22 protein-coding genes and 2 pseudogenes are annotated in these 22295 nt (G+C 68.9%); 12 read left to right on the top strand and 12 right to left on the bottom strand.

The genetic code is table 11. The features are described 5' to 3' along the window. Nucleotides 1-66 precede the first annotated feature (66 nt). Nucleotides 67-2352 (top strand): Tn3 family transposase, encoded by a 2286-nt coding sequence (locus ACZ60X_RS33215; protein WP_469606497.1) that lies wholly within the window; start codon nt 67-69, stop codon nt 2350-2352. On the opposite strand, the gene ACZ60X_RS33210 is transcribed toward ACZ60X_RS33215, so the two are convergent. Then, on the bottom strand, nt 2349-2633 hold the full coding sequence (locus ACZ60X_RS33210; RefSeq protein ID WP_469606493.1) for a hypothetical protein: 285 nt from the start codon (nt 2631-2633) through the stop codon (nt 2349-2351). The genes ACZ60X_RS33215 and ACZ60X_RS33210 overlap by 4 nt on opposite strands. Before the next feature lie 89 nt (nt 2634-2722). On the opposite strand from ACZ60X_RS33210, the pseudogene tatC reads away from it, so the two are divergent. Continuing rightward, a pseudogene (gene tatC / locus ACZ60X_RS33205) lies at nt 2723-3421 on the top strand (twin-arginine translocase subunit TatC); the annotation flags it as partial. Nucleotides 3422-3497: 76 nt separating this feature from the next. Here tatC and ACZ60X_RS33200 read toward each other — a convergent pair. From ACZ60X_RS33200 to ACZ60X_RS33185, 4 genes are all read right to left on the bottom strand, one after another. Beyond that, nucleotides 3498-3626, bottom strand: a complete 129-nt coding sequence (locus ACZ60X_RS33200; RefSeq protein WP_469606491.1) for a hypothetical protein — start codon at nt 3624-3626, stop codon at nt 3498-3500. A 69-nt stretch (nt 3627-3695) separates the two neighbouring features. After that, nucleotides 3696-5219 carry an LCP family protein gene (locus ACZ60X_RS33195; RefSeq protein WP_469606488.1) on the bottom strand — a complete coding sequence of 508 codons (1524 nt, stop codon included), beginning with the start codon at nt 5217-5219 and terminating at the stop codon, nt 3696-3698. Beyond that, a complete protein-coding gene (locus tag ACZ60X_RS33190; RefSeq protein WP_469606485.1) occupies nt 5212-5772 on the bottom strand; it encodes a hypothetical protein in 561 nt (186 codons plus the stop codon). The genes ACZ60X_RS33195 and ACZ60X_RS33190 overlap by 8 nt, the downstream gene beginning before the upstream one ends. A 748-nt stretch (nt 5773-6520) precedes the next feature. Continuing rightward, a complete protein-coding gene (locus ACZ60X_RS33185; RefSeq protein ID WP_469606482.1) occupies nt 6521-7369 on the bottom strand; it encodes an alpha/beta fold hydrolase in 849 nt (282 codons plus the stop codon). 86 nt (nt 7370-7455) lie between these two features. On the opposite strand from ACZ60X_RS33185, the gene ACZ60X_RS33180 reads away from it, so the two are divergent. Further along, on the top strand, nt 7456-7959 hold the full coding sequence (locus tag ACZ60X_RS33180; protein WP_469606803.1) for a MarR family winged helix-turn-helix transcriptional regulator: 504 nt from the start codon (nt 7456-7458) through the stop codon (nt 7957-7959). Here the strand turns inward: ACZ60X_RS33180 and ACZ60X_RS33175 are convergent. Next, complete coding sequence (locus ACZ60X_RS33175) at nt 7933-8349, bottom strand: hypothetical protein (RefSeq protein ID WP_469606480.1); 417 nt, start codon at nt 8347-8349, stop codon at nt 7933-7935. The genes ACZ60X_RS33180 and ACZ60X_RS33175 overlap by 27 nt on opposite strands. Nucleotides 8350-8457: 108 nt before the next feature. Between ACZ60X_RS33175 and ACZ60X_RS33170 the strand changes: the two genes are divergently transcribed. Further along, nucleotides 8458-8784, top strand: coding sequence for a hypothetical protein (locus tag ACZ60X_RS33170; protein WP_469606478.1), 327 nt, complete (start codon nt 8458-8460; stop codon nt 8782-8784). 138 nt (nt 8785-8922) lie between these two features. Here the strand turns inward: ACZ60X_RS33170 and ACZ60X_RS33165 are convergent, their stop codons facing one another. Then, on the bottom strand, nt 8923-10014 hold the full coding sequence (locus ACZ60X_RS33165) for a DUF1648 domain-containing protein (RefSeq protein WP_469606475.1): 1092 nt from the start codon (nt 10012-10014) through the stop codon (nt 8923-8925). A 277-nt stretch (nt 10015-10291) separates the two neighbouring features. Between ACZ60X_RS33165 and ACZ60X_RS33160 the strand changes: the two genes are divergently transcribed. Continuing rightward, nucleotides 10292-11209, top strand: coding sequence for a DUF3626 domain-containing protein (locus ACZ60X_RS33160; protein WP_469606473.1), 918 nt, complete (start codon nt 10292-10294; stop codon nt 11207-11209). A 4-nt stretch (nt 11210-11213) separates the two neighbouring features. Here ACZ60X_RS33160 and ACZ60X_RS33155 read toward each other — a convergent pair whose 3' ends face one another. Next, complete coding sequence (locus tag ACZ60X_RS33155; protein ID WP_469606470.1) at nt 11214-12002, bottom strand: tyrosine-type recombinase/integrase; 789 nt, start codon at nt 12000-12002, stop codon at nt 11214-11216. 781 nt (nt 12003-12783) lie between these two features. Beyond that, nucleotides 12784-13932, bottom strand: coding sequence for a tyrosine-type recombinase/integrase (locus ACZ60X_RS33150; protein ID WP_469606467.1), 1149 nt, complete (start codon nt 13930-13932; stop codon nt 12784-12786). 56 nt (nt 13933-13988) lie between these two features. Between ACZ60X_RS33150 and ACZ60X_RS33145 the strand changes: the two genes are divergently transcribed. From ACZ60X_RS33145 to ACZ60X_RS33135, 3 genes and pseudogenes are all read left to right on the top strand, one after another. Continuing rightward, nucleotides 13989-14459 carry a DUF6192 family protein gene (locus ACZ60X_RS33145; RefSeq protein ID WP_469606465.1) on the top strand — a complete coding sequence of 157 codons (471 nt, stop codon included), beginning with the start codon at nt 13989-13991 and terminating at the stop codon, nt 14457-14459. Nucleotides 14460-14462: 3 nt separating this feature from the next. Continuing rightward, complete coding sequence (locus tag ACZ60X_RS33140) at nt 14463-14891, top strand: RacP protein (protein ID WP_469606463.1); 429 nt, start codon at nt 14463-14465, stop codon at nt 14889-14891. Between the two features lie 61 nt (nt 14892-14952). Beyond that, nucleotides 14953-15764, top strand: a pseudogene (locus ACZ60X_RS33135) (IS5 family transposase); the annotation flags it as partial. 575 nt (nt 15765-16339) lie between these two features. Here the strand turns inward: ACZ60X_RS33135 and ACZ60X_RS33130 are convergent. Continuing rightward, the gene (locus tag ACZ60X_RS33130) at nt 16340-16744 is read right to left on the bottom strand and encodes a hypothetical protein (protein WP_469606460.1); all 405 of its coding nucleotides are present in this window, start codon (nt 16742-16744) and stop codon (nt 16340-16342) included. Nucleotides 16745-16987: 243 nt separating this feature from the next. Here ACZ60X_RS33130 and ACZ60X_RS33125 point away from each other — a divergent pair, with 243 nt between their 5' ends. Both ACZ60X_RS33125 and ACZ60X_RS33120 read left to right on the top strand, forming a co-directional pair. Then, entirely contained in the window at nt 16988-17923 is a 936-nt protein-coding gene (locus ACZ60X_RS33125; RefSeq protein WP_469606457.1) for a hypothetical protein, read from the top strand. Between the two features lie 950 nt (nt 17924-18873). Continuing rightward, complete coding sequence (locus tag ACZ60X_RS33120; RefSeq protein WP_469606454.1) at nt 18874-18966, top strand: hypothetical protein; 93 nt, start codon at nt 18874-18876, stop codon at nt 18964-18966. Between the two features lie 180 nt (nt 18967-19146). On the opposite strand, the gene ACZ60X_RS33115 is transcribed toward ACZ60X_RS33120, so the two are convergent. Both ACZ60X_RS33115 and ACZ60X_RS33110 read right to left on the bottom strand, forming a co-directional pair. Continuing rightward, complete coding sequence (locus ACZ60X_RS33115) at nt 19147-19740, bottom strand: GNAT family N-acetyltransferase (protein WP_469606452.1); 594 nt, start codon at nt 19738-19740, stop codon at nt 19147-19149. Then, nucleotides 19737-20993, bottom strand: coding sequence for a hypothetical protein (locus ACZ60X_RS33110; protein WP_469606449.1), 1257 nt, complete (start codon nt 20991-20993; stop codon nt 19737-19739). The genes ACZ60X_RS33115 and ACZ60X_RS33110 overlap by 4 nt, the downstream gene beginning before the upstream one ends. Nucleotides 20994-21255: 262 nt before the next feature. Here ACZ60X_RS33110 and ACZ60X_RS33105 point away from each other — a divergent pair, with 262 nt between their 5' ends. Beyond that, a complete protein-coding gene (locus ACZ60X_RS33105) occupies nt 21256-21651 on the top strand; it encodes a hypothetical protein (RefSeq protein ID WP_469606447.1) in 396 nt (131 codons plus the stop codon). Next, nucleotides 21648-22085, top strand: coding sequence for an ATP-binding protein (locus ACZ60X_RS33100; protein WP_469606445.1), 438 nt, complete (start codon nt 21648-21650; stop codon nt 22083-22085). The genes ACZ60X_RS33105 and ACZ60X_RS33100 overlap by 4 nt, the downstream gene beginning before the upstream one ends. The last annotated feature ends 210 nt before the right edge of the window (nt 22086-22295 follow it).

Genomic DNA, 22295 nt, shown 5'->3' with positions numbered 1-22295 from the left:
CCCTTTCGGTGGGTATAGCTGCTGGTAGCGGGGCAGTTGCGGGTGCTCGGGGGCGGGTGCTGGGTCATGGTGCTAAGGGCACGGCCGGGACGTGACGAGGGCGAGCAAGCGGTGGTCCACCGCCTGGCATCGGCCAGAAAGGCGCCGAAGGATGTGGTGGAGCGGTGCCGGATGGTGGAGCTGAGCTGGGACGGGTGGCTGGTCCCGCAGATCGCCGACGAGCTGCGGTGTGGTCAGAAGACGGTGCGCCGCTGGCTGCACCGTTTCAAGATGACCAAGCAGCGGCTGCGCACCCTCAAGGACCTGGACGCCGCCGCGATCGAGCTGCGCAAAGCCTGGCTCGCCATCTGCGCCACCGCCGCGGACCCCGAGGGCGATCTGCGCGCCACGCTCGACGCCATGGACGTCGGCCCTGTCCACGCGGCGGCCGACACCGTCAAGCTGCTGGCCCAGCAGCCCGACGACGGCGCCGAGCAGATGCTCGCCGCCCGCTACAACACTATCGCCCGCTTCCTGCCCGGCCTGCTCAAGACGTTCACGTTCGAGGCGAGCCCGGCCGGCGAGCCGGTCCTGGAAGCGATCGACTTCGTGAAGTCTCTCAAGGGCCGGCGCCGCCCGATCCAGGCGTGGGAGGTCCCTGCCAAGGTCCTCACCTCCGCCTGGCGGCGCCTGGTCTTCCCGCCCCCGCCGATGCCCGTGGGCAGCGTGGAGAAGCGCGCGCTGATCGTCGCGTCCACCGAGGCCCTGCGGTCCGCGCTGCACCGGCACGAGGTGTTCGTGCCGGGCCTGCGCAAGTGGGGCGATCCCAACGCCCGCCTGCTGAAAGACGCGGCCTGGGAGGCGGCCCGCACCAGGGTCTGCGAGGAACTCGACCTCGACCCCAACCCCGGCAAGATCCTCAAGACCTGGACCGACCGGCTTGACAAGGCCCACCGGGAGTTCGCCGACGGCCTGGCCGCCAACCCCGCCGTACGCATCGAGCAGCAAGGCGGCCGTGACCGCATCATCCTCACCGGCCTGGACCGCCTGGACGAACCCGCCTCCCTGGTCGAGCTGAACAAGGAGGTCGAGGCCAGGATGCCCGCCGTCGACCTGCCCGAGATCGTGCTGGAGGTCAACTCCTGGGTGCCCTACCTGTCCGACTTCACCCACGTCTCCGAGGCCAATTCCCGCATGGACGACCTTGAGCTGTCCGTGGCAGCGGTCCTCACCAGTGAGGCCACCAACGTCGGCATCGAGCCGATCGTCCACGACGGCGTCGACGCGCTCAGCCGCGACCGGCTGTTCTGGGTCGAGCAGAACTACGTACGCGCCCAGACCCTGTCCGCGGCCAACGCCCGCCTGGTCGAATACCACATGCGCCTGCCCCTGGTGCAGGCATGGGGCGGCGGCGAGCTGGCCTCCGCCGACGGACTGCGCTTCATCACCCCGATCCGCACCCTCAACTCCGGACCGAACCCGAAATACTTCGGCACCCGTCGGCGCGGGGTGACGTTCTACAACTTCCTCTCGGACCAGTTCAGCGGCCTGCACGGCATCCTGATCCCCGGCACCCAGCGCGACTCCTTCTACATCCTCGACGGCCTGCTTGAACAGGAGACCGCCCTCCGCCCGGTCGAGATCACCTCCGACACCCACGGCGCCAGCGAGATCGTCTTCGGCCTCTTCCGCCTCATGGGCTACCAGTTCTCCCCGCGCCTGGCCGACGTCGGCAGCGCCACCCTCTATCGCGCCGACCCCGATGCCGACTACGGCCCGCTCAACCCCGTCACCCGAGACAAGATCAACCTCAAGCAGATCACCACCCACTGGGACGAAATGCTCCGCCTCGCCGGCTCCCTGCACTCCGGCACTATCAAAGCCTCCGAGGCCCTGCGCGTCCTCGCCCCCGGCGGCAAGCCCACCCCCACCGGCAAGGCCGTCATGGAACTCGGCCGCCTCGACCGCAGCGCCTACCTGTCCTCCTACTTCACCGACGAACTTCTGCGGCGCCGGGTCAACACCCAGCTCAACCGGCAGGAATCCCGCCACGAACTCGCCCGGAAGATCTTCCACGGGCAGAAGGGCGAACTCAGGCAGGCATACAGGGAAGGCCAGGAAGACCAGCTCGGAGCACTGGGACTGATGCTCAACATCGTCGTCCTGTGGAACACGGTCTACTTCCAGAAGATCATCGAAGAGATGCGCGCCGAGGGCATCCACGTCCGTGACGAGGACGTCGCCCGGCTCTCACCGCTGAAGTTCGCCCACATCAACTTCCACGGCCGCTACAGCTTCGCCCTGCCAGTCGAGGTCCAGAGCGGACAGCTCCGCTCGACGGCCAAGCCCGAAACGGCCTCCACCACGATCTAGAGAGCGTCTCCGGCCGGCTCGTCCTTGCCCGCGTGCTGGGCGAGCCGGTAGCGGACCTTCTCGTGTGACAGACCCACCTGGGCACCGATCTGCCGCAGCCCCCACCCCTCCGCCTTCGCCGCGGCCATCCCCTCATCCAGAGCCGCATCCGTCACCTCGGCCAGCGCGGCACGCAGCTGGACGACCAGCCGCAGCCGGATCGCCGGAGCCAGCTCATCCAGACCGGCACAGAACCGCGCCACGTCCGCCTTCAGGAAGCCGATCGTCGGGTCGTCGCTCACACGCCCCACCCTGGCAGGCCCGCTCACGCCTTGTCAGAAGTTTTGACAGCTACGCCGGTTCTTTGTTCCGTTCCTACTGGGACCCCGGTAGCGGTCTCCTCGCCCCCTTCACGCTGGCCCTGAAGGTCTCCCTCATGGCCGGCGTCGTACTTGCCGCGCCGATCTGGCTCTATCAGCTCTGGGCCTTCGTCGCGCCCGGCCTGCACCGGCACGAGAGGAAATACGCCTACGTCTTCGTCGGAGCCGGCGTCCCCCTCTTCCTGGGCGGCGCCTTCCTCGCGTACGAGGTACTGCCCAAGACCGCCAAGGTCTTCATCGACTTCACCCCGCACGGCATCGACAACCTGCTGCCCCTCGACGAGCTTCTGGACCTGGTCACCCGCATGGTCGTCGTCTTCGGTATCGCCTTCGAGATGCCGCTGCTGCTGGTCATGCTCAACCTCACCGGCATCCTCTCCGGCCGGCGCATGCTCGGCTGGTCGCGCGGGATGATCGTGGGCATCACCGTCTTCGCCGCCGTCGCCACGCCCAGCACCGACCCGCTCACCATGCTGGCGCTCGCCGCGCCGATCTGGCTGCTGTACTTCGCCGCGGTCCTCTTCTCCGTGCTCAACGACCGCCGCCGGGCCCGACGCGAGCCCGCGGGCCCGGATGACGACGAGGCGTCCGAACTGGACCTGACCCCGCAGGACATCGGGGAGGTGGAGCCGGTGGCAAGAAGCCGCCCGCTGCCACACCCGTCGAGCACAGACCCGGCCGGGACGAACGGCTACGACGACGCGACCTGACCCCGAACCGCCATACACAGAACACGAGCAGTGCACTGCGACCTGAAAGGCTGTAGGTACTTACGATGAGCCAGTTTCACGAGATGGCCGCGCCGCGCCGCTCCTGGCGGGCGCAGGACTCCGGATCGTCCTCGTCGTCGTGATGGTAGGTGTCGCGGTGGCCGCTGTGGTCCTGCTGCGCGCTTATCGCAAGTAGAACGGCCATCACCGGGACACGGAAAAAACACTTCTGCCCTGATTTGTGAATGTGTCTAGCGTGGAGGTGTGGACCGCGTCAGTTGACGCACGGCACACCGCCCGCCTTCACGGCCGGGCCGGAGTCGTCCGCTGTTGCCGTGCTCGACGCGGAAGCGTTTGCCGTCGAGGTGTGGGCTGCCTGGCCGGGGGGCGTGTACGCCTCGCCGAGGGTCACGACGACGTGGCCCGCAGGCGCTGCGGGACTGGAAATGGCTGTGCCGGCGTGCAGTCGGGCGGCGATCTGCTGGGCCGCCTGCTGTGCTCCGGCGCCGTAGCGGACGGTGGTCGCAGGCTGCGTGGCGGTGTTGCCCGTCGTACCAGCCGTGTAGCCGAGTTCGACCAGAGAGGACAGCGCCTCGGAAGCGAGTCCCCGACCGCCGTTGCCGTTGAGGACATCCACGGTGGCGGGTGCGGCCGCAGTGGTGTCGGAGGCCGCGGGGGACGGGGCAGCGGCCGCTCCGAAGGCCTGCTGCACGATCGACTTGATCTTCTCCGGATCCACGAGGTTGACGTCCTCGCGATTGCGGATGCCGAAGCCCTCGATGGGCAGGGTGTGGAACACGACGTTGCCGCCGGTGAGGTCAGGGGCCTGCTGGGCGAAGTCGAGCACGTTCCAGCTGCTGTCCAGAACGACGTCCTTCTTCACGACATCGAACAGCCCCTGAAGCTTGGACGGGCTGCCCCAGACGCCCTCGGTCTTTAGCTGATGTGTGACCGTGGAGATGAACGCCTGCTGCCGGCGCGTACGGTCCAGGTCCCCGGCGTCCAGCCCGTGCCGCTGCCGCACGAACGCCAGCGCCTGACGGGCGTTCAGCCGCTGCACGCCGGCCGGGAAGTCAGCACCCGAATAACGGTCCTTGACCGGGTGCTTGAGGCACACCGTGATGGGCTGCAGAACCTTGGCGATGTCGTAGAAGCCGAGGAGATTCACCTCGGCGAAGTGGTCGATGGCCACACCGGTGAACTGCTGCACCGTCGCGAGCGTCGCCTCCCGTCCGGCCTCGCGACTCTTCGCTTCCAGGTCCGCGCCCTTGACGCCCTGTGCGGCGTACTTGTCGTGCGCGGTGGTGTACGCGTTGGCGTACGCCTCTTTGATCTTGAAGTGGCCCTGGACCGAGCCGTCTCCGTTCAGCGTCTGCACGTAGTCGTCGCGTGGGATGGAGAACGCCTGCACCTTGCCGCCATTCGCGGGGATGTGCATGAGGATCAAGGTGTTGGTGTTGTAGTAGCCGATGTCGCTCGACCCGGCGTGCAGTTCGGTCTGCACGAACTGCCGTGGCAGGTCGTTGCCGTTCATGTCCTTGCGCGAGTCGAGACCTACGAGCAGCAGGTTGACCGAGTTGTCCAGGTGCCGGGGCGCCTTGCCGCGGACCGCGTCGAGCGCGTCGGAGGTGGTGAGGCCATGCGTAAGGGACTTGTAGGCGTACCAGGTCGCACCGCAGCCGAGCAGCAGAGCCGCCGAAACCAGCCACGTCGCCGCACGCAGCACAAAAAGCCAGGGAGCCAGCCGCCCACGCCGGACGGCCGCCGGGCGCGGACGGTGTCGCCTGTTCTCAGGCACGGCTCCTCCCCTTCATCCCGGACCGGAGCCCGACTGCCGCCAGCGCCACCACGGCCACCGCACACTCCGCCGCGGCCATCGCCGGGAACACCGCCACGGCCCACCGCACCAGCCGCGTGGCCAGCGGACCGTGCGACGTCAGCACCGCCCCCGCCGTGACAATGGCCACGGCAACGACCGGCAGCGGTGCCACCATTCCCAGACTGCGGCGGCGCACCGCCGCCAAGGCCGCGAGCAGGGCCCCCGCCGTCGCCCCGACCGCCACACCCCAGCCGGGCCCCCGGCCGACCAGGGCATCCACACCGTCCCCCAGGAGCAACGGCCCCAACAGCATCGCCGCGATGGCGCCCGCCCCGGGCCCCCGCACAGGGCGGGCGCCACCCCCGTCCCGTTGCGAGCGTCGTGCACCGGGAGCGCCGACCGACGGCGTCCGCTCGCCCTCCCGGCCCCGCGGGATCACCCGACCGTGCGTCACAGTGTTGTGCCGCTCCTGCGCACCGATGGCGCCGGTGATGCGTTCCTGCTGATGGCGCATACGCTCGCTCTCGCTCATCTCGACGCGGGGCGACGCGGCTGGTTCCGAGAGTCGCCCCGACTGCTACCAGTGAGACGAAGAAGCGGCCCGAATAGTTGCACAATCGCGCAAGTGAGCAAATGTGAGAGGTGATGCTGCACGTGAAGTCGGCCGCGGTGGGGAATGCGCGACTGCGCCTGGAGTCGAACAACCTCGTCAGCGATGACGTGCACGGGACGGCGTCAGCCGCGCCGATGCAGCCCAGCATTACCCAGAGTGCGGGAGGGCCATGTTGATCGCAAGGCTGACACCGCACCACACTTCCGTAGCGCCCCCGAGTACGAAGGTCACGCCAAGACACCTCGAATCGGCTCCCGGATTCGCGCCCCCCTCCCTTCCGGTCCCGGCGCGAGTGCAGGGCACGGTCCAAGGGGCCCAGCAGCAAGTTCGGCCCCTCCCATGCGTGCGCGATGCGTGAGCGGACGGTCCGACACGAGGTGTCATGAGCGGGATGGGGCACAACGCCGCAGCACGCTGATCAGGCGAAACAGCACCCTGCGACAGCGCCGAGCACTCTCCGGCAAGGATTCGATCCCACTGGGGAACGGCGCTCGGCCTACTTCGCATGGGATGGTGTCCCGTCGAGTGGTGTAACAGCGATCTGGGACGCCCCCGGCGCCGACCGTGAACGACCACGCACCTTCCCCCGCAGTATGGACCGAGCTGCTGAATGGCCTCAGCGCAGGCCGAACCGTTTGATCTCCATCAAACCGCACCCTGGGGCGGCTTACCTCTTCTGTTTGTCTGCCAGGAAGTCGGTGATGCGGTGGTTCGTCTGGGTGGGCATGGCGGTGGGCATGGCGAAGTGGGTGAGTTCGGGGAGGATCTCGATCCGGGCGTCCGGAACGGCTTTGCGGGCGCAGGGTGCGACTTTGGCGGCGTCGTGGGCGTTGCTGCGGCCGGCGAGAAGGACGAGGAGCGGAACGCTCAGTGCTGTGGGGTCCGGGCGGCGGCCGACGACCAGTTTCCGGTTCGCGAAGCTCGAGACCGCCAAGGCATAGAGCCGCTTCCAGCTCAAGTCTGTGTCGGTCCCCAGGGTCTCGCGGTCCAGGTAGGCGCGTGCGCGGGCTTGCGTCGGGCGGAGCAGTATCGGCAGCGAGCACAGCAGGAAACCCGGGCGGAAGTTGGCGAAGCACTGGGTCGGGTCGAGGAGTACCAGCCGATCGACCCGCCGCGCGGCGTGCAGGGCATAGGTCAGGGCGATCCAGCCCCCGTAGGAGTGGCCCAGTAGGTGCGTGCGGGACACGGCGAGGCCGTCGAGCAGCGCGTCCAACCAGGCCATCAGGTCGGTGGTTGTGCGCAGCGGGCGCCCGCCGGGGATGCTGTGTCCGGCATCGCCCAGGATGTCGACGGCCAGCACCCGGTGGTGCGTGCCAAGAGCTGGGGCATTGGCGAACCAGACCGCGCCGGTGGAACCGCCGCCGTGTAGAAGGAGGACCGGAATGGCGTCAGCGGGGCCGTAGGCGTGGACACGGGTGGTCCCGTACGGGGTGGGAACGTCGATCTCGGCGGTACCGGTCGGCCAGCGGGCGAGCAGTGCATCGTAAGCGGCGAAGAACTCTTGGGATGAGGACACGGTGAACCCCCCGGGGAATCGTCTCGTTGACCAAGTATCTCGCTCGGCGAGATACTCACCCGGTGAGTGATGACATCAACCCCGCGATGCGGCTGGTCCATCTACTGCGCGCAGTGACCGTGGAACTCGATCTGCGCGGCGCCGAGTTCGCGGCGCGAAATGGCCTGCACCCCACCGATCTGCGGGCCCTCATCCATCTGCTCGACGCCGACCGGGCGGGCACCGACGTCACTCCGGGACGACTCGGTGCGGCGCTGCGGCTCAACTCGCCCGGCATCACTGCCCTGCTCGACCGGCTGGAGCGCCTGGGGCTCGTCTGCCGCAGGCGCGATGAAAACGACCGACGACGCGTCGTCTTGACGGTGGAGCAGAAAGCCGTGGAGCTGGGTCGGTCCTTCTTCGGCCCGCTCATCGCCAACCTAGTCCAGATGGCCGAGGACTTCACCCCCGGCGAACTGGAGATCGTTCACCGCTACCTGACCGCCGCCCTTCGAGCAGCCACTCCCAGCTACGACGCGCCGACGCCCGCAGCCACCGCCGGGATGCCGCCAACACCACAGCCGTCACCACAGCAGTTCGGTCAGCCATGATGGCAGCACAGGCACAGGACCTCCCGTGAGCACAGCCCGGCCGGGGCGATCTTCCGGCGCTTCGGCCGCCCGCACAACCAGACGCTCCTGGAGGCGATCGGCAACCCGCGCCGCGAGGCCCACGACGCCCGCCAGCAGGCCGAGTACGAAGTCCGCGAGCGAGAGTACAAGGAGCAGCTGCGCCGCGCGGCCGAGCAGCAGCGGGCCGAGCGGGAGGCCCGACGTCCCGTATGCGCCGACTGCGGCACCAGGTTCACCGACGAACGGTGGAAGGTCATCGAGTCCGCCGGGTGGGGCACCCTCGGGAGGACTCGTTCGCACCTGTGCGATGACTGCAAGCAGTGCGCCATCACGACCGAATGCCAAGCCGAGCGCACCGAGCCCGAGCATCAGGACCAGGCTGTGCCCGAGCAGATGGCCGGCGGCACCTGGCTCTCGCGCCTCCGCAGCTGACACGGACAGGCCCGCGCTGTCAGTGGTGGCTGCAAGGCTGAACGCATGGACCGTGATGACGAGCAGCTGCTGCGCCGCCGGGTCTACGGCGCCGACTACGACCACCCGGGCCCGCGGCCAGACCGGCACTACGCCGAGCTGGTCGGCGGCCCGCTGGACGGCCTGTTGCTCGACATCACTGGCTGGACGCAGACGGAAGTCGACACTGGCGTATCCCTCCAGACCGAGCTGGGACAGTTCAGCCCCGACGGGCGGACGCTGTACGACCCGCGCCCCGGCGACCCGACCCGCTGGGACTGGGGCGGCGACACTCCCAGACCGGCCCGGCCGGCTCGCCCCGCGATGGCGTCAAGGACACGCTGGGAGGCGTGACCAGCGCATTGATCATCGTGCACCGGCCCGCAGGAACGGGCGGCCGGAGAGTCACCGTGCACCGTCAGGGCCGGGACGAGATCCTCGGCACCGCCCAGGGGGGAATGGCTGCGAGGGTGAGCATCACCTCGGAGCTGGTTACAGCCGGAAGGCGATCAGCAGTCCTATGGGAAGTGCGATCGCGGCGGTCAGGGCTGCCCAGCCGGCGGGGCGGCCGAAGTTGAGGGTCCAGCCGATGCCGAAGCGTTTGGGGACGAGTACGGCGCTGTCGTTGGGGTTGACGTAGAACATGCCGGCTTTCCAGTGACGGTCGTCGTCGCGCTGGGTCGTTTCGGTCTCTGCCTCGGCGGTGTGGGTGGGCAGGCGGGTGCCGCCTTGTCCGGCGCGCAGGCAGGAGATGACGAGGACGGCGGCTCCGGCGATGATCAGCACCAGGCTCAGAGGGAGCATCACGGCGGCGGGGGCGAGGTCCCACAGGGCCAGGGCCGAGGCGAGCATGCCGAGGTTGAACGCGGTGAGGAAGTGTGCCGTGCCGCGCAGCATTCGGGTGAGGAAGAGGCGGTGCTGTTCGGCTGTTGTGCGGGGCTGTGCCGCGTCGAGTTCGGGGCGGCCCTGTGCGGCCAGCAGGGTCAGCAGCAGGACGACGACGGTGACGCCGGCCTGGACGTAGACGGTCTGAAAGGCCGTGCCCGCCGAGGTGGGATCGGTGCGGTCGGCGCCTGAGGTGCCGTAATGGGTGGTCAGGCGGGCGGGCAGGTGAGGGTAGCGCAGGATGCCGACGACGGCGGTGAGGGCCAGGATGCCCAGGGCAGGAGCGAGCCACCGCGCGCGCAGCCGTACGGGGTCGGTGCGCAAGGAGGTGTCGGCGACGACGCCCTGGGTGCGGTCGGCGTACCAGTCGCCTTCTTCCTTGATCTTGCTCAGCGCGGTGTGGGAGCGGTAGTAGCAGCCTGCGAGCACGGCGAGCACGGCGATGGTGGACAAAGTGACGGACAGGGGCGTTTTCAGCAGGAGCGCGAGGGCGATCCCCAGGATGGCGACGCCTCCTCCGCCGGCCAGGACGCTGCGCTGGTAGCGGTGCGTCTCCAGCGGGATGACAGGGTCGTCGACGTGGCTGTGGGGGATGCGTACGCCAAAGGGCAGCGTGGGTTTGACGGCCCGGGGCATCCACCAAGCCACGGCGACCAGGAAGATCGACACTGCGGACTGGATCGCGGTTAAGGCACTCATTTCAAGGTCCTTGTCAGTTCTCGGACGGAGTGTGAGGGCTGAGGGCAGCCAGGGCAGCTTCGCAGTGGCGAGTGACGTCCTTGGCGGGCATCCCCTGCGCCAGCGCTTCTGCAAGATGCGTTTTCAGCCCTGGCCGCGCGGGTTGCCACCGACTTCCTGCGCCGCCCGGCGGTCGCCTCGAAGGCCATGGCCGACGATTATCCGGACTACGGCTTGGTGGCGTGAGGCCGCAAAATTCCGGGTGCCGTGCAGGAAGGCGTTCGTGCACACTGCGCGGATGGGTAGTGAGGGTTCCTGGTGGCTGCAGGAGAAGGCTCTGCGGCATGTGGCGTCCCTGTCGCTCGGGCGCCCACTCGATTCGCGGCTGCGGTTGACGATGAATTTCCATCCCGACCGCTTGGTGGGCGAGCGTCCGATCCTTCTCACGATGGCGGAGGACGGCGTCTACCGGTCGCAGTTCGTGACCGGCACCAGCAACGGCGGTCTGACCGCGTTTCCGGGGGGTGACCGGTGGCGCTGGGAGAGTCGTATCTTCGGTGGCGTCTATGACTGCGCCGCAGCTCACGAGCGGCCGGTCTACGGTGCGTTGAACTACCGGCACGCGTCCGTCGGCGGGGCGCCGCGGTTCGGCTCCTCGCACTTCAGGCTCGCTGCTCATACCCTCGAACGCGCGACGTTCTGCTACCCGGACAGCTCGACCGATCCTTCGGCATTCGGTGTCGCGAGCCGGTTTGCCCTGATCGACTTGGCCGAGGCCGACGCGCTGGACGCCTTGGACGGTCACATCGAGGCACAGATCCACGGGCCGGTCAGGCTTGACCGTGACGTGGAGGCACTGGTCATGGATCCCAGCTATCGCGGGACACCTGTAGAAGCCGATGCCCGCCGACTTCCGTGCCCTGTCGAATGGCACCCTGGCTACCACTTGACCGTGGAGCATCTGCGGCGCCACCCGGACTACCGCGGACAAGAGTACGTCGACCTGGGCGCCGAGATCGCGGCCAACGGCAACCTCGATCCTCGCATCATCGGCGAGGCCGCCTCCTCTGGCCGTTACGACCCTCAGGCGCTCAAGAAGGTCTGGCATTGCCTGGCGCGCTTCGGCGCGCCGCCCCTTGCCCACAGTGAAATCCCGAATCTGGTCGCCACCTGCTGCTTTCCGGAACCGGGAAGTCGGGGTGTCAGCCTTCGGTGAGACATCACTGCGGCTTGGTGATCACGGGCATGCCGAGGTCGGTGGGACCGCCCTGGCCGGTGCTGCGGCTGCGTTCCAGAGTGCGGTCGAGGGCAACGAGCTTCTCCTTGGCCTTGGTGAGGCTGACTTGGAGTCCTTGGACTTCGCCGAGCCAACCGTTGGTCCGCGCCTCTGCGATGCGCTCGGCCAGGTTGCGGATGATCTCGATCAGCCGGGGCCGCTGCCTGGGGGAAACCCGTAGCATCGGGCAGCGCAGGCACGAGTGCTCATGCTGGCACGGGGTTCCATAGGGCCTTGCGCAGTCGCCGAGCTCCAGCTTGCGGGTGTGGAAGTGTTCCTGGAACTCGCGCCATTCGTCCGTCGTGGGTTCGCGATATTCCTCTGCGGGCCGTGTCGCTCGCCGCTGGTCGAGAAAGGCCCGGTAGGAGCGGATCAGGTCCTCCCGGAACACGGCCAAGTACGCCTCCGTGGTGCTCGTACTGGTATGGCCGAGCAAACGAGCGGCGATATGGACGGGCAGTCCGCCAGCGACGGCCTCGGTCGCGAAGATCCTGCGGAAGTCGTGCGGCGTGAAGTGCAGGGGCTCGCCCGTCTGGTCGGTGAGGGCAGCTCGGGCCAGGGTGTCGTTGAGCAACTGGTAGAGGGTGTTCGTGCTGATGACGTCGCGTTTCCAGCCGATCCGGCGCTGGAAGAGGTGGGGCAGCGGCGGGCCGGTGACCAGCTCGTGGTAGTCGTAGCGCGCGACGAGAGGGATCGTGTCGGCGAGACCAGCACATCGCGCACCGGTCGGCACTGGATGCTGTACCGGTCCACCATGGCCGCCGTGGAAAGCTGTCCCCGTGCAACGGTCCGGCGCAACGGCAACGCCGCGGACAGCAGGCTGGCGTCGCGCATCAGGTCCCAGGCGGCGTGAAGCCCTGCCGGGGCCTTGGCGAAGGTTCTTCTGCTCCACTCGTGGTAGGCGATCAGGTCCTCGGCGGTGAGCCGGTCCAGATCGCGGCCAGTCCGGAACGCGACCTTCACCAGGCAGTTCTCGGCCGTTTTCAGGTGACTGGGGATCATTCCCCGGGCGACGCCTGCCTGGCGGACCTTGCCGAACGACTCGGCGCCGAACTCCTGCTTGGCGTGGCGATAGAGCCCAGAGGTCCGATAACTCTGCAGGAATTCGTAGCTCGGCCGCACTACCCTGGCCAGGAGCAGGCAGCCCAGACCGTCCGTCGTCACTGCCCGTCGGGGCGCTTCGGCGGACCCGTATTCGGCCGTGACGAGGTCGATCCAGTCCCAGTGCAGACCGCTGTCAACGCCGGAGACGAGCCACCGTTCCTGCCAGCCTTCCCCGGGGAAGGACAACAACCAGTGGAGGATTCGGGCGGCCCCGCGTGTCCGATCCGCGCGCTTGCTCCGGCTGCGCTTGCTTGTCGCCGGCGGAAAGGTCGCCAGGGACGGCAACAGCTCCAGAACGCCCTCGACCGAGAGACCATCGAACGGACCGCGGTCGGCAGCAAGCATCCGCTGGTGGTCGGGGACATCTCGCGGGGAAGGTACGGAATCCGCTTGTCTGTCCGTGGTCGCAGTCATCGCGGAAGTCCTCCGAACAGCACGGCCAGGTCGTCGGCCTCGTATCCGACGGCGACCGGTGGCGGGGCCTGCTGAGCACGGAGTTCACGCTCGGCCAGGTGCTCGGCGACACGACGGATCACCTGTGCCTCGTCTTCCAAGAGGTACACGTCCGCGGTGGTGCTCAGGTGCGCGTGACCGAGGATGGTCTGCACATCGAGCAGGGTCAGGTTCTTGTCCCGGCTCATGCGCAGAGCGGCGGTGTGCCTGAGGTCGTGCATCGTGTAGTTGGTGCCGAGCACCGCGTTGAAGCGGCGGAAGACGGCGCGCAGGGCCTCGTAGTTGAGCGGTTGGCGATGCAGTCCTTTCCCGCGGTCGCGTCGTCGGATGGTCCACCAGATCGGTTCATCCGGTTCCAGCGGGCTGAGCTCGGCCAGATAGAGGCGGATCCAGACGAAGGCATCCGGGCTGGCCGGCAGCCACTGCGCGTCGTCGTTGCCCTTGCGGCTGACTCGCACCAGCTGCTCTCCCCAGTCCAGGTCGAGGCCGCGGATGCCGAGGACCTCGCTGGCCCGGGCGGCGTTGCTGATGTCCAGGGAGAGGATCGCGCGGTCGCGGTTGGAGCGCAGGGCGGCGAAGAGGTCGTTCCAGCGTTCGTCTGGGATCTCGCGGGGCCTGCTCTTGGGGATCTTGGGGTTGTAGCGGATCCGCCCCTCGGGCCGGAAGAGGTCCAGCGGGTTGTGGTGGGCGTGCGGCCGGCTGCCTCTGCGGTCGAGCGGGACGGGGTTGACCAGCGGGCCTTGACCGGTCTCGATCCAGAACTCGTAGAAGCTGCGGATGACCGCGTTGCTGTGCCGGATCGTCCGGGGCTGGTACTGGTCTCCCGGGTTCTGCTTGCGGGTGATCGGGTTGACCGTGCCCGCCGTGGCTGCCGACTTCGTGCGTGGCGAGTTCCGCGGCTTGGTCGTGCGCATCAGCCACAGCACCAGGTCCCGGACCTCCGCCGAGGTGGCCCTGTCCCACTCGACCTGGGCGACGTGCAGCCACCGCCACCACCGCAGCAGCGCGTACGCGTAACTGCGAACCGAGCCTGGCCGGTTGCGGGCGACGAAGTCCCGCAGGAACCGTCGTACGGGCTCGACCGGCACCCCATCGGGATCCACCACGAGCCACGGCACCATGCCGCCCGACGGGACCACCTTGCCCCAACGCGGCAGACGGATTGAACCGAGATCCCGCTCGACCTCATCCAACGACCCCCCACAGACCTCCTCGTGTACTGCGTGAGGTCTACCGGTCAGCCCGTACCCGACTCGCCCGATGCCCCGGCGTGTCGCCTGGTAGTCCGGTCAACAGAGACACCGCCCGTCATCAGGTCAACTCCGCGCAGGTCGAGCGCGGCCGGCAGGCCCGCGAGCACTTCGACCAGACCAGCCCGATCGCGCCGGTGGTCCGGCAGATCGACCGGTCGGTGGAGTTCTTGGACCTGGTCACCGCCTGCCACGCGTTCGTCGCCGCCTCGGGCCGGGTGGTCCCGGGCCTGCGCGACCGACAGCTCGGCGACAACGAGCGCACGATCATCCACGAGAACGTCGCCCGCGTCCGCGCGACGCTGGACTGGATCGAGACCGCGGTCGACACCGGGCAGGTCGACGTCGACGGTGAGCTGGCCCGCCTGCTGCAAGGCGAGTAGGCGATGCCGCGCGCGTCCCGGCGCCGGTCGCCCGCGGCCGAGCGGCATGCCGACACCGTCCGCTTCGTGTTCTTCGAGGCCAGGCCCGCCGGCCTGCTCTTCCACCAGCTGTCCAGGTCATCGGGCCTGAGCACCAGCCAGGTCCGGTCGGGGCTGGCCTGCCTGCGGGACATGATCGCCGAACGAGACTGGCCGCCCCTGATCTGGACCCGGGCGGACGGCTACCAGTTCTGCTCGGACCCGGCCGAGCTCCAGGCCTACGAGGTCTCCGTGATCCGGGAGAAGCTCACCGAGATCCGACGCTTCATCACCTCTGTCGTCGCCCCGCACGCCGTCCTGCAGCCGAAGGGCAAGTGGATCAAGCACCTGAACACCCAGCTCAACTCCGTCGAGTCGACGCTCGACGTGATCACCGAATACAGCGACACCTGACCGCTGGCCCCGGCCGCACAGCGGCCGGGACAAGCACCATCTTGGAGAAGGGAGAAGCACAATGGCCCGGCGCCGCTGCTATCCCTCCGACACCTTCGACGACGAATGGGCGTTGATTGAGCCGCTGCTGCCGGTCCCGGCCTGTCAGACCAGGCGCGGCGGGCGCCCGGAGAAGCACCCGCGCAGGGAGATCGTCGACGCGATCCGCTACGTCGTCGACACCGGCTGCAAGTGGAGAGCCCTCCCGTGGGACTACCCGCCCTGGCGGACGTGCTACGGCTTCATGGCCAGGTGGGCCGCGGCCGGCGTCGTCGGCCGGCTTCGCGACCAGCTGCGCGAGCGCGTCCGTCGGGACATGGGGCGGGCACCCGGCGCGGTCGCTACCGTCATCGACTCGCAGTCCGTGAAGGCCGCCGAGACCGTCGGCAGGGACTCGCGCGGCTACGACGCGGCGAAGAAGATCAATGGCCGCAAGCGGCACCTGGTCGTGGACACCAAAGGCCTGCCGCTGTTCGTCATGGTCACCCCCGCCGACATGACCGACCGCGACGCGGCGAAGGAAGTGCTGTTCCGGCTGCGGCTGATGCACCCGGAGATCACGATCGTCTGGGCCGACTCCGCCTACGCCGGACAGCTCGTGACCTGGGCGAAGAAGTACCTCAACCTCACCGTCAAGACGGTGAGCAGGCCGAGGGACGCGAAGGGGTTCGTGGTCCTTCCCCGCCGCTGGGTCGTCGAACGCAGTCACGCCTGGGTCATGCACGCCCGCCGACACGCCCGCGACTACGAACGCCTCGTCCAGCACTCCGAAGCCCTCATCACCTGGGCCGCGATCACGCTCATGACCAGGCGCATCACCCGCCGGTCCTCCCGCCGGGCCGGCCAGCCGCCCTCGCGCGAAGCCCAACGCGACTGATCGTTCTCACGGTGGTGGTCACCACTCCGTGCCAGGTGCGCACCGGACACCGGCCCGGCTCCTTTCCACAACCCCCAGCACGACGTCCTGACAGCGCCATTGGGCCCAGCACGCCCAATGGCGTGAGGCCCCGATCGATCTGCTCAAGTTGCGTCTGGGCGCCAAAGCCAGCGCAGCGCATCCGGCGGTACTACGCCGCCGCTGTCGATCAGTCGGACCGCCTCGCCGAACCCGGAGTCGACTGGCGCTGACGCACACACCGGCGAGTGCTTGTGGGCGGCACTGGGCGCTGGCGTGTTGATGCCAAGCTCACCCCGCCCATAGCGGCCGGCCGCACCGCAATGCGCGCCGAGATGCTCGACCAGACGTGCCCGGTTCTGAGGGGGCCGGGCCACGACAACGTGACCCGGCCCGGCTACCCGACCCGTGGCGGGGCCTCGCCATCCGCTATGAGAAGCCCCCCGCCGGCGACCCGGCCAGACTCCACATCGCGGTCTTCCTCTGCCCCGCCCACTGATCCAACCGAAACGGCCTAGTAGTTGCAGTTCTGAAGGCCGTGGTTCGCGGCGTAGTCGCCGTCCACGTAGGGAGCATAGGTCCACGCGTAGACGTGCTCGGTTACCCCGATGCTGTTGTAGTACTCGCTGATCGTGTGGTAGTAGATCTTTCCGTAACCCAGGTCCGCCCCCTGGGTGGTGTAGCAGTCGGTCTCGATCCCGTCCCCGTTGGCATAGATGAGGTCGTTGGCGACCTTGGTGCCGTTGTTGATGATCGTGTCGGACCCGTACACCCCCACGTTGTGGCCGGTGCTCAGGCGGATTCCCATGTCGGAGCTGGACGCGAACGCGCTCGACGGGGTGGCGGCGACGGCGGTGCCGGCGGTCAGCGCCGCTGCCGCCAGGATCGTCGCGGCGCGCCGGGTGAGCTGCATCTTCATGTGCTACCTCCGAGGATTTCCGTGGGGCCTGGATGGCCTGGTTCTCGTGGCGGGTGCGTGCCCTCCACGACCTTGCGTGCCGCTGGACGTTCCCGCTGTTCGTCCCTGCCGGCGAATCAACGATCGACTGTCAGTACTCCAACGGCTAGGCTTTTGCGTGAGCATGCAAAAGGTCCGCCAGCACATGGTTCGGGAGGAACCACACTGATACGGATCACTCTGTCGACGGACGACCTGGAGCGGTTGCAGGTCGCCGACACGCCAGACCTTGCGTACGAGCTCGCGCTGGGTGGGGATCAGCTCGCTGGTCGGGCCCCGAGCCGGAGGCTGGCGGCGTGGCGCCTAGATGTAGCCCGTGGCTGGCATCTCGGCAACAAACTCTTCGATCTGTACTCGAGCCTGTACATTCCGGCCTTCTTCGACGGGATCGTTCAGGAGACCCCTGCAGGGATAGACCCCGCCTCTCCACCGGCTACCGCGCATCTGCGGGACCTGGCTCGGTCCGGCGCCCTGACTCCGTTCACGCGATCCCTTGCCGATGGGCACGTGGGCGCGGTGAGCGCCCTGAACCGCATACTCACCGGCTTCCGCCTCGCGGCCTTGGACCCCTACCGACGACGTATCACCTCCGCTGTCGCCACGGCGGGAGCCACGGCAGGAATTCGCGCCGCGATCGGTGGCGTCGACGGCCTGCTGAACTCCTTGCATCCGTCGATCCGCTGGACCGGCCGGGAACTACGCCTGAACACGCTCGTCCACGCCGAAGAGTCCCTCGAAGGACGTCCTTTGATCTTCCAGCCCACAGCCTTGGCCAGCCGCATCATGTTCGACCCGCTCGCCGACTCAGTGACCGTCATCTACCCCGCTACCACCAGCACCATCACGCGCGACCCCGAACTCCACGCTCCTGCCCAGGCCCTGGTGTCTCTGCTCGGGGCAACAAGGGCCGCGGCGCTGGTCACCGTTGTCAGGACGCCGGCACTGACCACCGGACGGCTTGCGGCGACCCTGGGCGTGTCCGCAGCGGCCGCCTCGCGACACGCCTCCGTCCTGCGCCAGTCCGGCCTCATCGCCACCGCCCGCAACGGCCAAACGGTCCACCACGCCCCGACCCGACTCGGCACAGACCTCGTGCACGGATCAACCGTCGGCAACCAGCCCGAGCCCGGCGGACGCTGACCGACAGCTCCGAAGCCAGTGCTCACCGGGCGTTGACCTGCGTTCAGCATCCGCAGCCCACGACAAGGCCCGGACCGGCTCCGTGACCGTGCCCAGGGGCCCATGCGGAGGAACTCAAGGACGGGCCCGTGAAGCTGGGAGTCTGGAGCTCCAACACCAAAAGCCTTCGCGCCAAACTCACGGTCGATCAGTTGGACCGACTCGCCGAGCTGGGGCTCGACTGGCGCTGAGCTCAGTACCTGTTCCAAGCCTCGAAGGGCTGTTGTCCCAGATCAGGAATCGAACAGAAGTGACATCCGGCTCCTGAAACCGCTGAGGGAGCCCTCGCGTCCTGTCTGCCGGATCAGCCCGAGAGAGGACGACCGTCTTGTCGTACAGCGGTGGGAGAGTAACTGGCTCCGTGCGTCGACGCGCCTGGGTGGCAGTTGGCATCGTCGCTCTCGTTGCCGGGGTCTGGGTGCTGGGATCCGGCCGCACTTGAGCCGGGCGGTCACGTGAGGCTCCTGGTCAATGAGGTGTTCTCAGCGATCTGCCGCTGAGCGCACGGGGTCGGCGACGTGCGCCGTGGCGAGGCCAGCGAGGATCTGGTCCACGGTCTGGTCAGGCGTCTGACGGGAGGTGCCGAGCCAGAGCCCACGGCGCGGAGCGTTCTGGCGTAGGGCCTGGTCGAGGGTGTCGACCGTCCAGGGACCGCCATAGCCGTGCTTGGGGCGACCAACTGAACCCCGCCGTAACCGGGGCAGGGATCAGAAACAGGTACCAAGGCATGCGGCGCGCTCCGCCCTCACCCTCGGTATCGCGGCCGTCCTGCTGCTCCTGGTCGTCCGCCCCCGCCTGCGCGGCGACGACCAGGCATCCTTCCCGCACTGGGCGCGCCCGAGGACCAGATCCAGGCATGCCTCGCCCAGGACGCCCGCGCCGCCCGGATCCGGGTCCTGTCCGTCCTCGCCGTGGCCAAGTACGAGCAGCTGCGCCGCGCGATCGACTGCACCCTTGCCGCGCTCGCCCTCCTCGCCCTGGCCGCGCTCGGCACCCTGCTGTGAACGGAGCATTCAGCGTGGCCCACGGCATCCGCTGACCCTGACCTCAATTGGAAGGTTCTCGCACAGGCACGTAGCGGCCCTTGCTGCCCGGACACCTGTCTGGGCAGCAAGGGCCGCTTTTCCTGTTTTTGGACCTGCGTTGAAGCCTGCTGTTCGTCTAGAACCTCCAGTGCAGCCCGGTCAGGAGGCAGGCCGCTGTGTGGCCGGGGCTTGGACGCGCAGCAGTAGCAGGTCGTACACCGGTCCGCCGGGTTCGTTGCGGTAGGGACCGGCGTAGCGGTAGCCGAGGCGTTCGTACAGTCGTCGCCCGTCGCTGTTGTCGGGGCGGACGAGCAGGGAGGAGTACTCCGGGTTGATCGCCTCCAGCAGGGCGGCATGGAGGCGGGAGCCGATGCCCTGCCCCTGCCAGGCCGGGATGACGGCGAGTTCGCACAGCCCCATGAGCCGGCCGGCGCGCACGTGCTCGGGGATCTCGGGTAGCAGCTCGGGGCCGTACCAGTACTCGGGTGTGCAGGGGAAGGCGTAGCCGAAGCCGACCATCGACCCGTGGGCGTATGCGGCGACGAGGGTGAACCCCTCAGGGTGGCGGCGGGCGTGGGTGAGGACCTGGCGGCGCAGCGCGGGCGCGGACAAGCCATCGGCGGCGGCGCCCGGGGTGCCGGCGATCTCGGGGTGCGCGTCGGCCCACAGCTCGGTGAGCGTGTCGGCCAGGGGCTCGACCTGTCCGGGGCCGTAGGTGCGGATCACGACGTCCTCACGGGTGCTGTCGGTCACGCCTGTCCTCCTGCGGTAGAGGTGATGGTGCGGTACTCCTCGATCCAGTCGGCCACCGCGGGGACGCGGTTGTGCCGCTGTAGTGCGCCCGCGACGTTGTGCAGTGATTGCAGCAGCCGGTCGGAGCGCACGTCGGGCAGGAACGCCAGAACCCTCCCGGCGGCCTCGGCAGCCGCTTCGGGCTCGGGACGATCCCTGACGGCATGCTGGATTGCAACGTCCGCCGTGTACAGGGCGCGGTTTCGGGCGAACGTGTCTCCGTGCAGCAGGACGGCCTGCTCGGCGCCGGCGGCGGCCCGTTCGTGCTGGCCGAGGTCGGCGCGTGCCAGTGCCTCCAGTCCTGCCAGTTCGCCCGGCACGAAGAAGCCCAGCCATGCCGGGTCGGCGTCTGAGGGGCCTTGGGCGTAGAGGTGATGGGCCTTCACGATCGCTCGGTCCGTCGCGCTGGCGTCACCCATCAGCGCCCACCCACCGGCTTCCCGCATGTGCATCAGGGACAGCAGCCGCGGCGAGCCCAAGTCACGGGCGGCGGCCTGCGCGCCCTGCGCGGCCGAGACCGCCTCGCGGGGGCGTCCCGAGGCGCGGGCCAGCAGCGACAGGCAGCCGAACGCGTGCGCCTCCAGCTCGCCATCGCCGGCGATCCGTGCCGCGGCCAAGGCCTCCCCGTACAGCGAGTGGGCGTCTCCCGCCCGGCCGGAGTCGTACGACAGCCACCCGGCGGCGATCGACAGCGCGCCGACCGCTGAGCGCAGGCGGCGCCCTGTCTGCTCGCTGTAGCTGCCGTCCTGGAGCCACCCGTAGGCGCGGTGCAGCGCCTCGGTGGCATCCCGCCGCAGCGCGGCGGACCCGTGGTCGTGATCGTGTGTGTAGAGCGTGGCGACAGCCCGGTGTACAGCTTGGACGTTAGCCGCGCCGATGCGGCCCGACGAGCGGCCCTGATCGGGGCCGAGGGAGACCAGCGCCAGGGCCGTGCCCGCGCCGTCGGCCAGGAACGCACGTCGGTGCATTGGTTCCGCCTCCTCGCCCGGTGTGTGCGCCGCGGTGCCCGACACCACGGCAGCTACGCGGCGGCCGAACCCCAACTGCCCCATGCCCAGACCGGTCAGCCGGGTCAAGATGCGCTGGTAGACCGGCCGGGGCAGACGGACTTCCCCGTCCTCCCAGGCAGCGACCAGACGCGCCGTGCAGCCGACCCGCTCGCCCATCTCCTCGCCTGTCTTCACGACGAGGCTGGCGAACTCCCCACGGCTCATCTGGAATCGGTCCTCGCGCACGGCGCGTAACCGAGGACTGGGGACTTGGCGGCGGTCAGCCATACCGGCTCCGGGCGGCATCCGAAGGGAAACGGGACGCGGCGACCGTACCGCTCCCACCCATTCCCTTGCTCCCAAACGGCGTCAGTCCACCCCACCAGGGGGCTTCTTACATCGCTTTTGCATCGCGATGACGTCGCACTCGCTGCCGCGCCGGTGGTTGCGTGAAGGCAGCACGTGACGACAGGGCAGGGAGGGCACCGTGACGGATACCCAAGCGAGCCGTCCAGCACGCCCCAGCGGGCATGAACCGGACCGCATCAACGGGCAGTTCCCCATGGTCGACGTCGACACGATCCGCCGCACCTGTGAAGCGATCTTGTGGGCTCCCCGCCTCACCGAAGGCGAACGCGACATGGGCGGGCTGCTGCTCGGGCACATCAACCTGCTGTTGCCCGAAGTGGCCGGCCTCGTCCACCGCGCCCAGGGCGAGGAGCAGCGCACCGTCGTACACGTCATGAGCCGCGCTCTCCAGGCCCGGCGCGCCGCAGCTGGCATAGCTCCGAGCGACGACGCAGGCCTGTTGGACATGGCAACCCACTGCCGCGCTCTGCTGACCCTGTACCAGCAGCTCAGCACGGACGGGAGCCGACGGTGACCCGCACAGCAGCACGGCCCCGCAGCCAGGGACACCCCGGCTACACCGTCCTGCACGAACGGGTCCCCCAAAGCGGCGAGGAAGCACGGCGCCTGGTCCGTGTGGCGCTGGCTGCGTGGGGCTTGGACCAGGCCGACATCGACACGGCCGAGCTGATCGTCGCCGAACTGGTAGCGAACGCCGTGCGGCACGCAGCCGGGCACACGCTGCGGATCATCGTGGAACGCCCCGGCACCGACCGCGTGTACGTCGCCGTCGTCGACCGCGCCCCACGCCGCCTGCCCGCCCGACGTACCCCGGGCCCCGCAGAGACCGCCGGCCGCGGTCTGCTCCTGGTCGACGCGTACGCCCTGCGCTGGGGCTGGGACATCCTCGGCGACACCACCCGACCATGGGGAAAGCGTGTCTGGGCCCTGCTGGAGGCGCACCCCTGAGACCGTGACGCATGACCACTCGCCGCGCCCACCGTGCCAAGACCGTGCTCCTGGCCCTCGTCGCCGCGCCGCCACACGCGGCGGGATAGACCCCGCCGGCCCGGCCCCCGTCGCGGGCCGGCGGTCCCCAGCCGTTGCCCCGGACCGACGCTCCCGAGCGGTCCCAGGGGCCACCGCTGCGTACTGCGGGCGAATCCACCTCCTGCCGTT

It is taken from the genome of Streptomyces sp. NPDC104106 (assembly GCF_055584345.1).
This window is presented reverse-complemented; position numbering and strand designations above follow the sequence as displayed.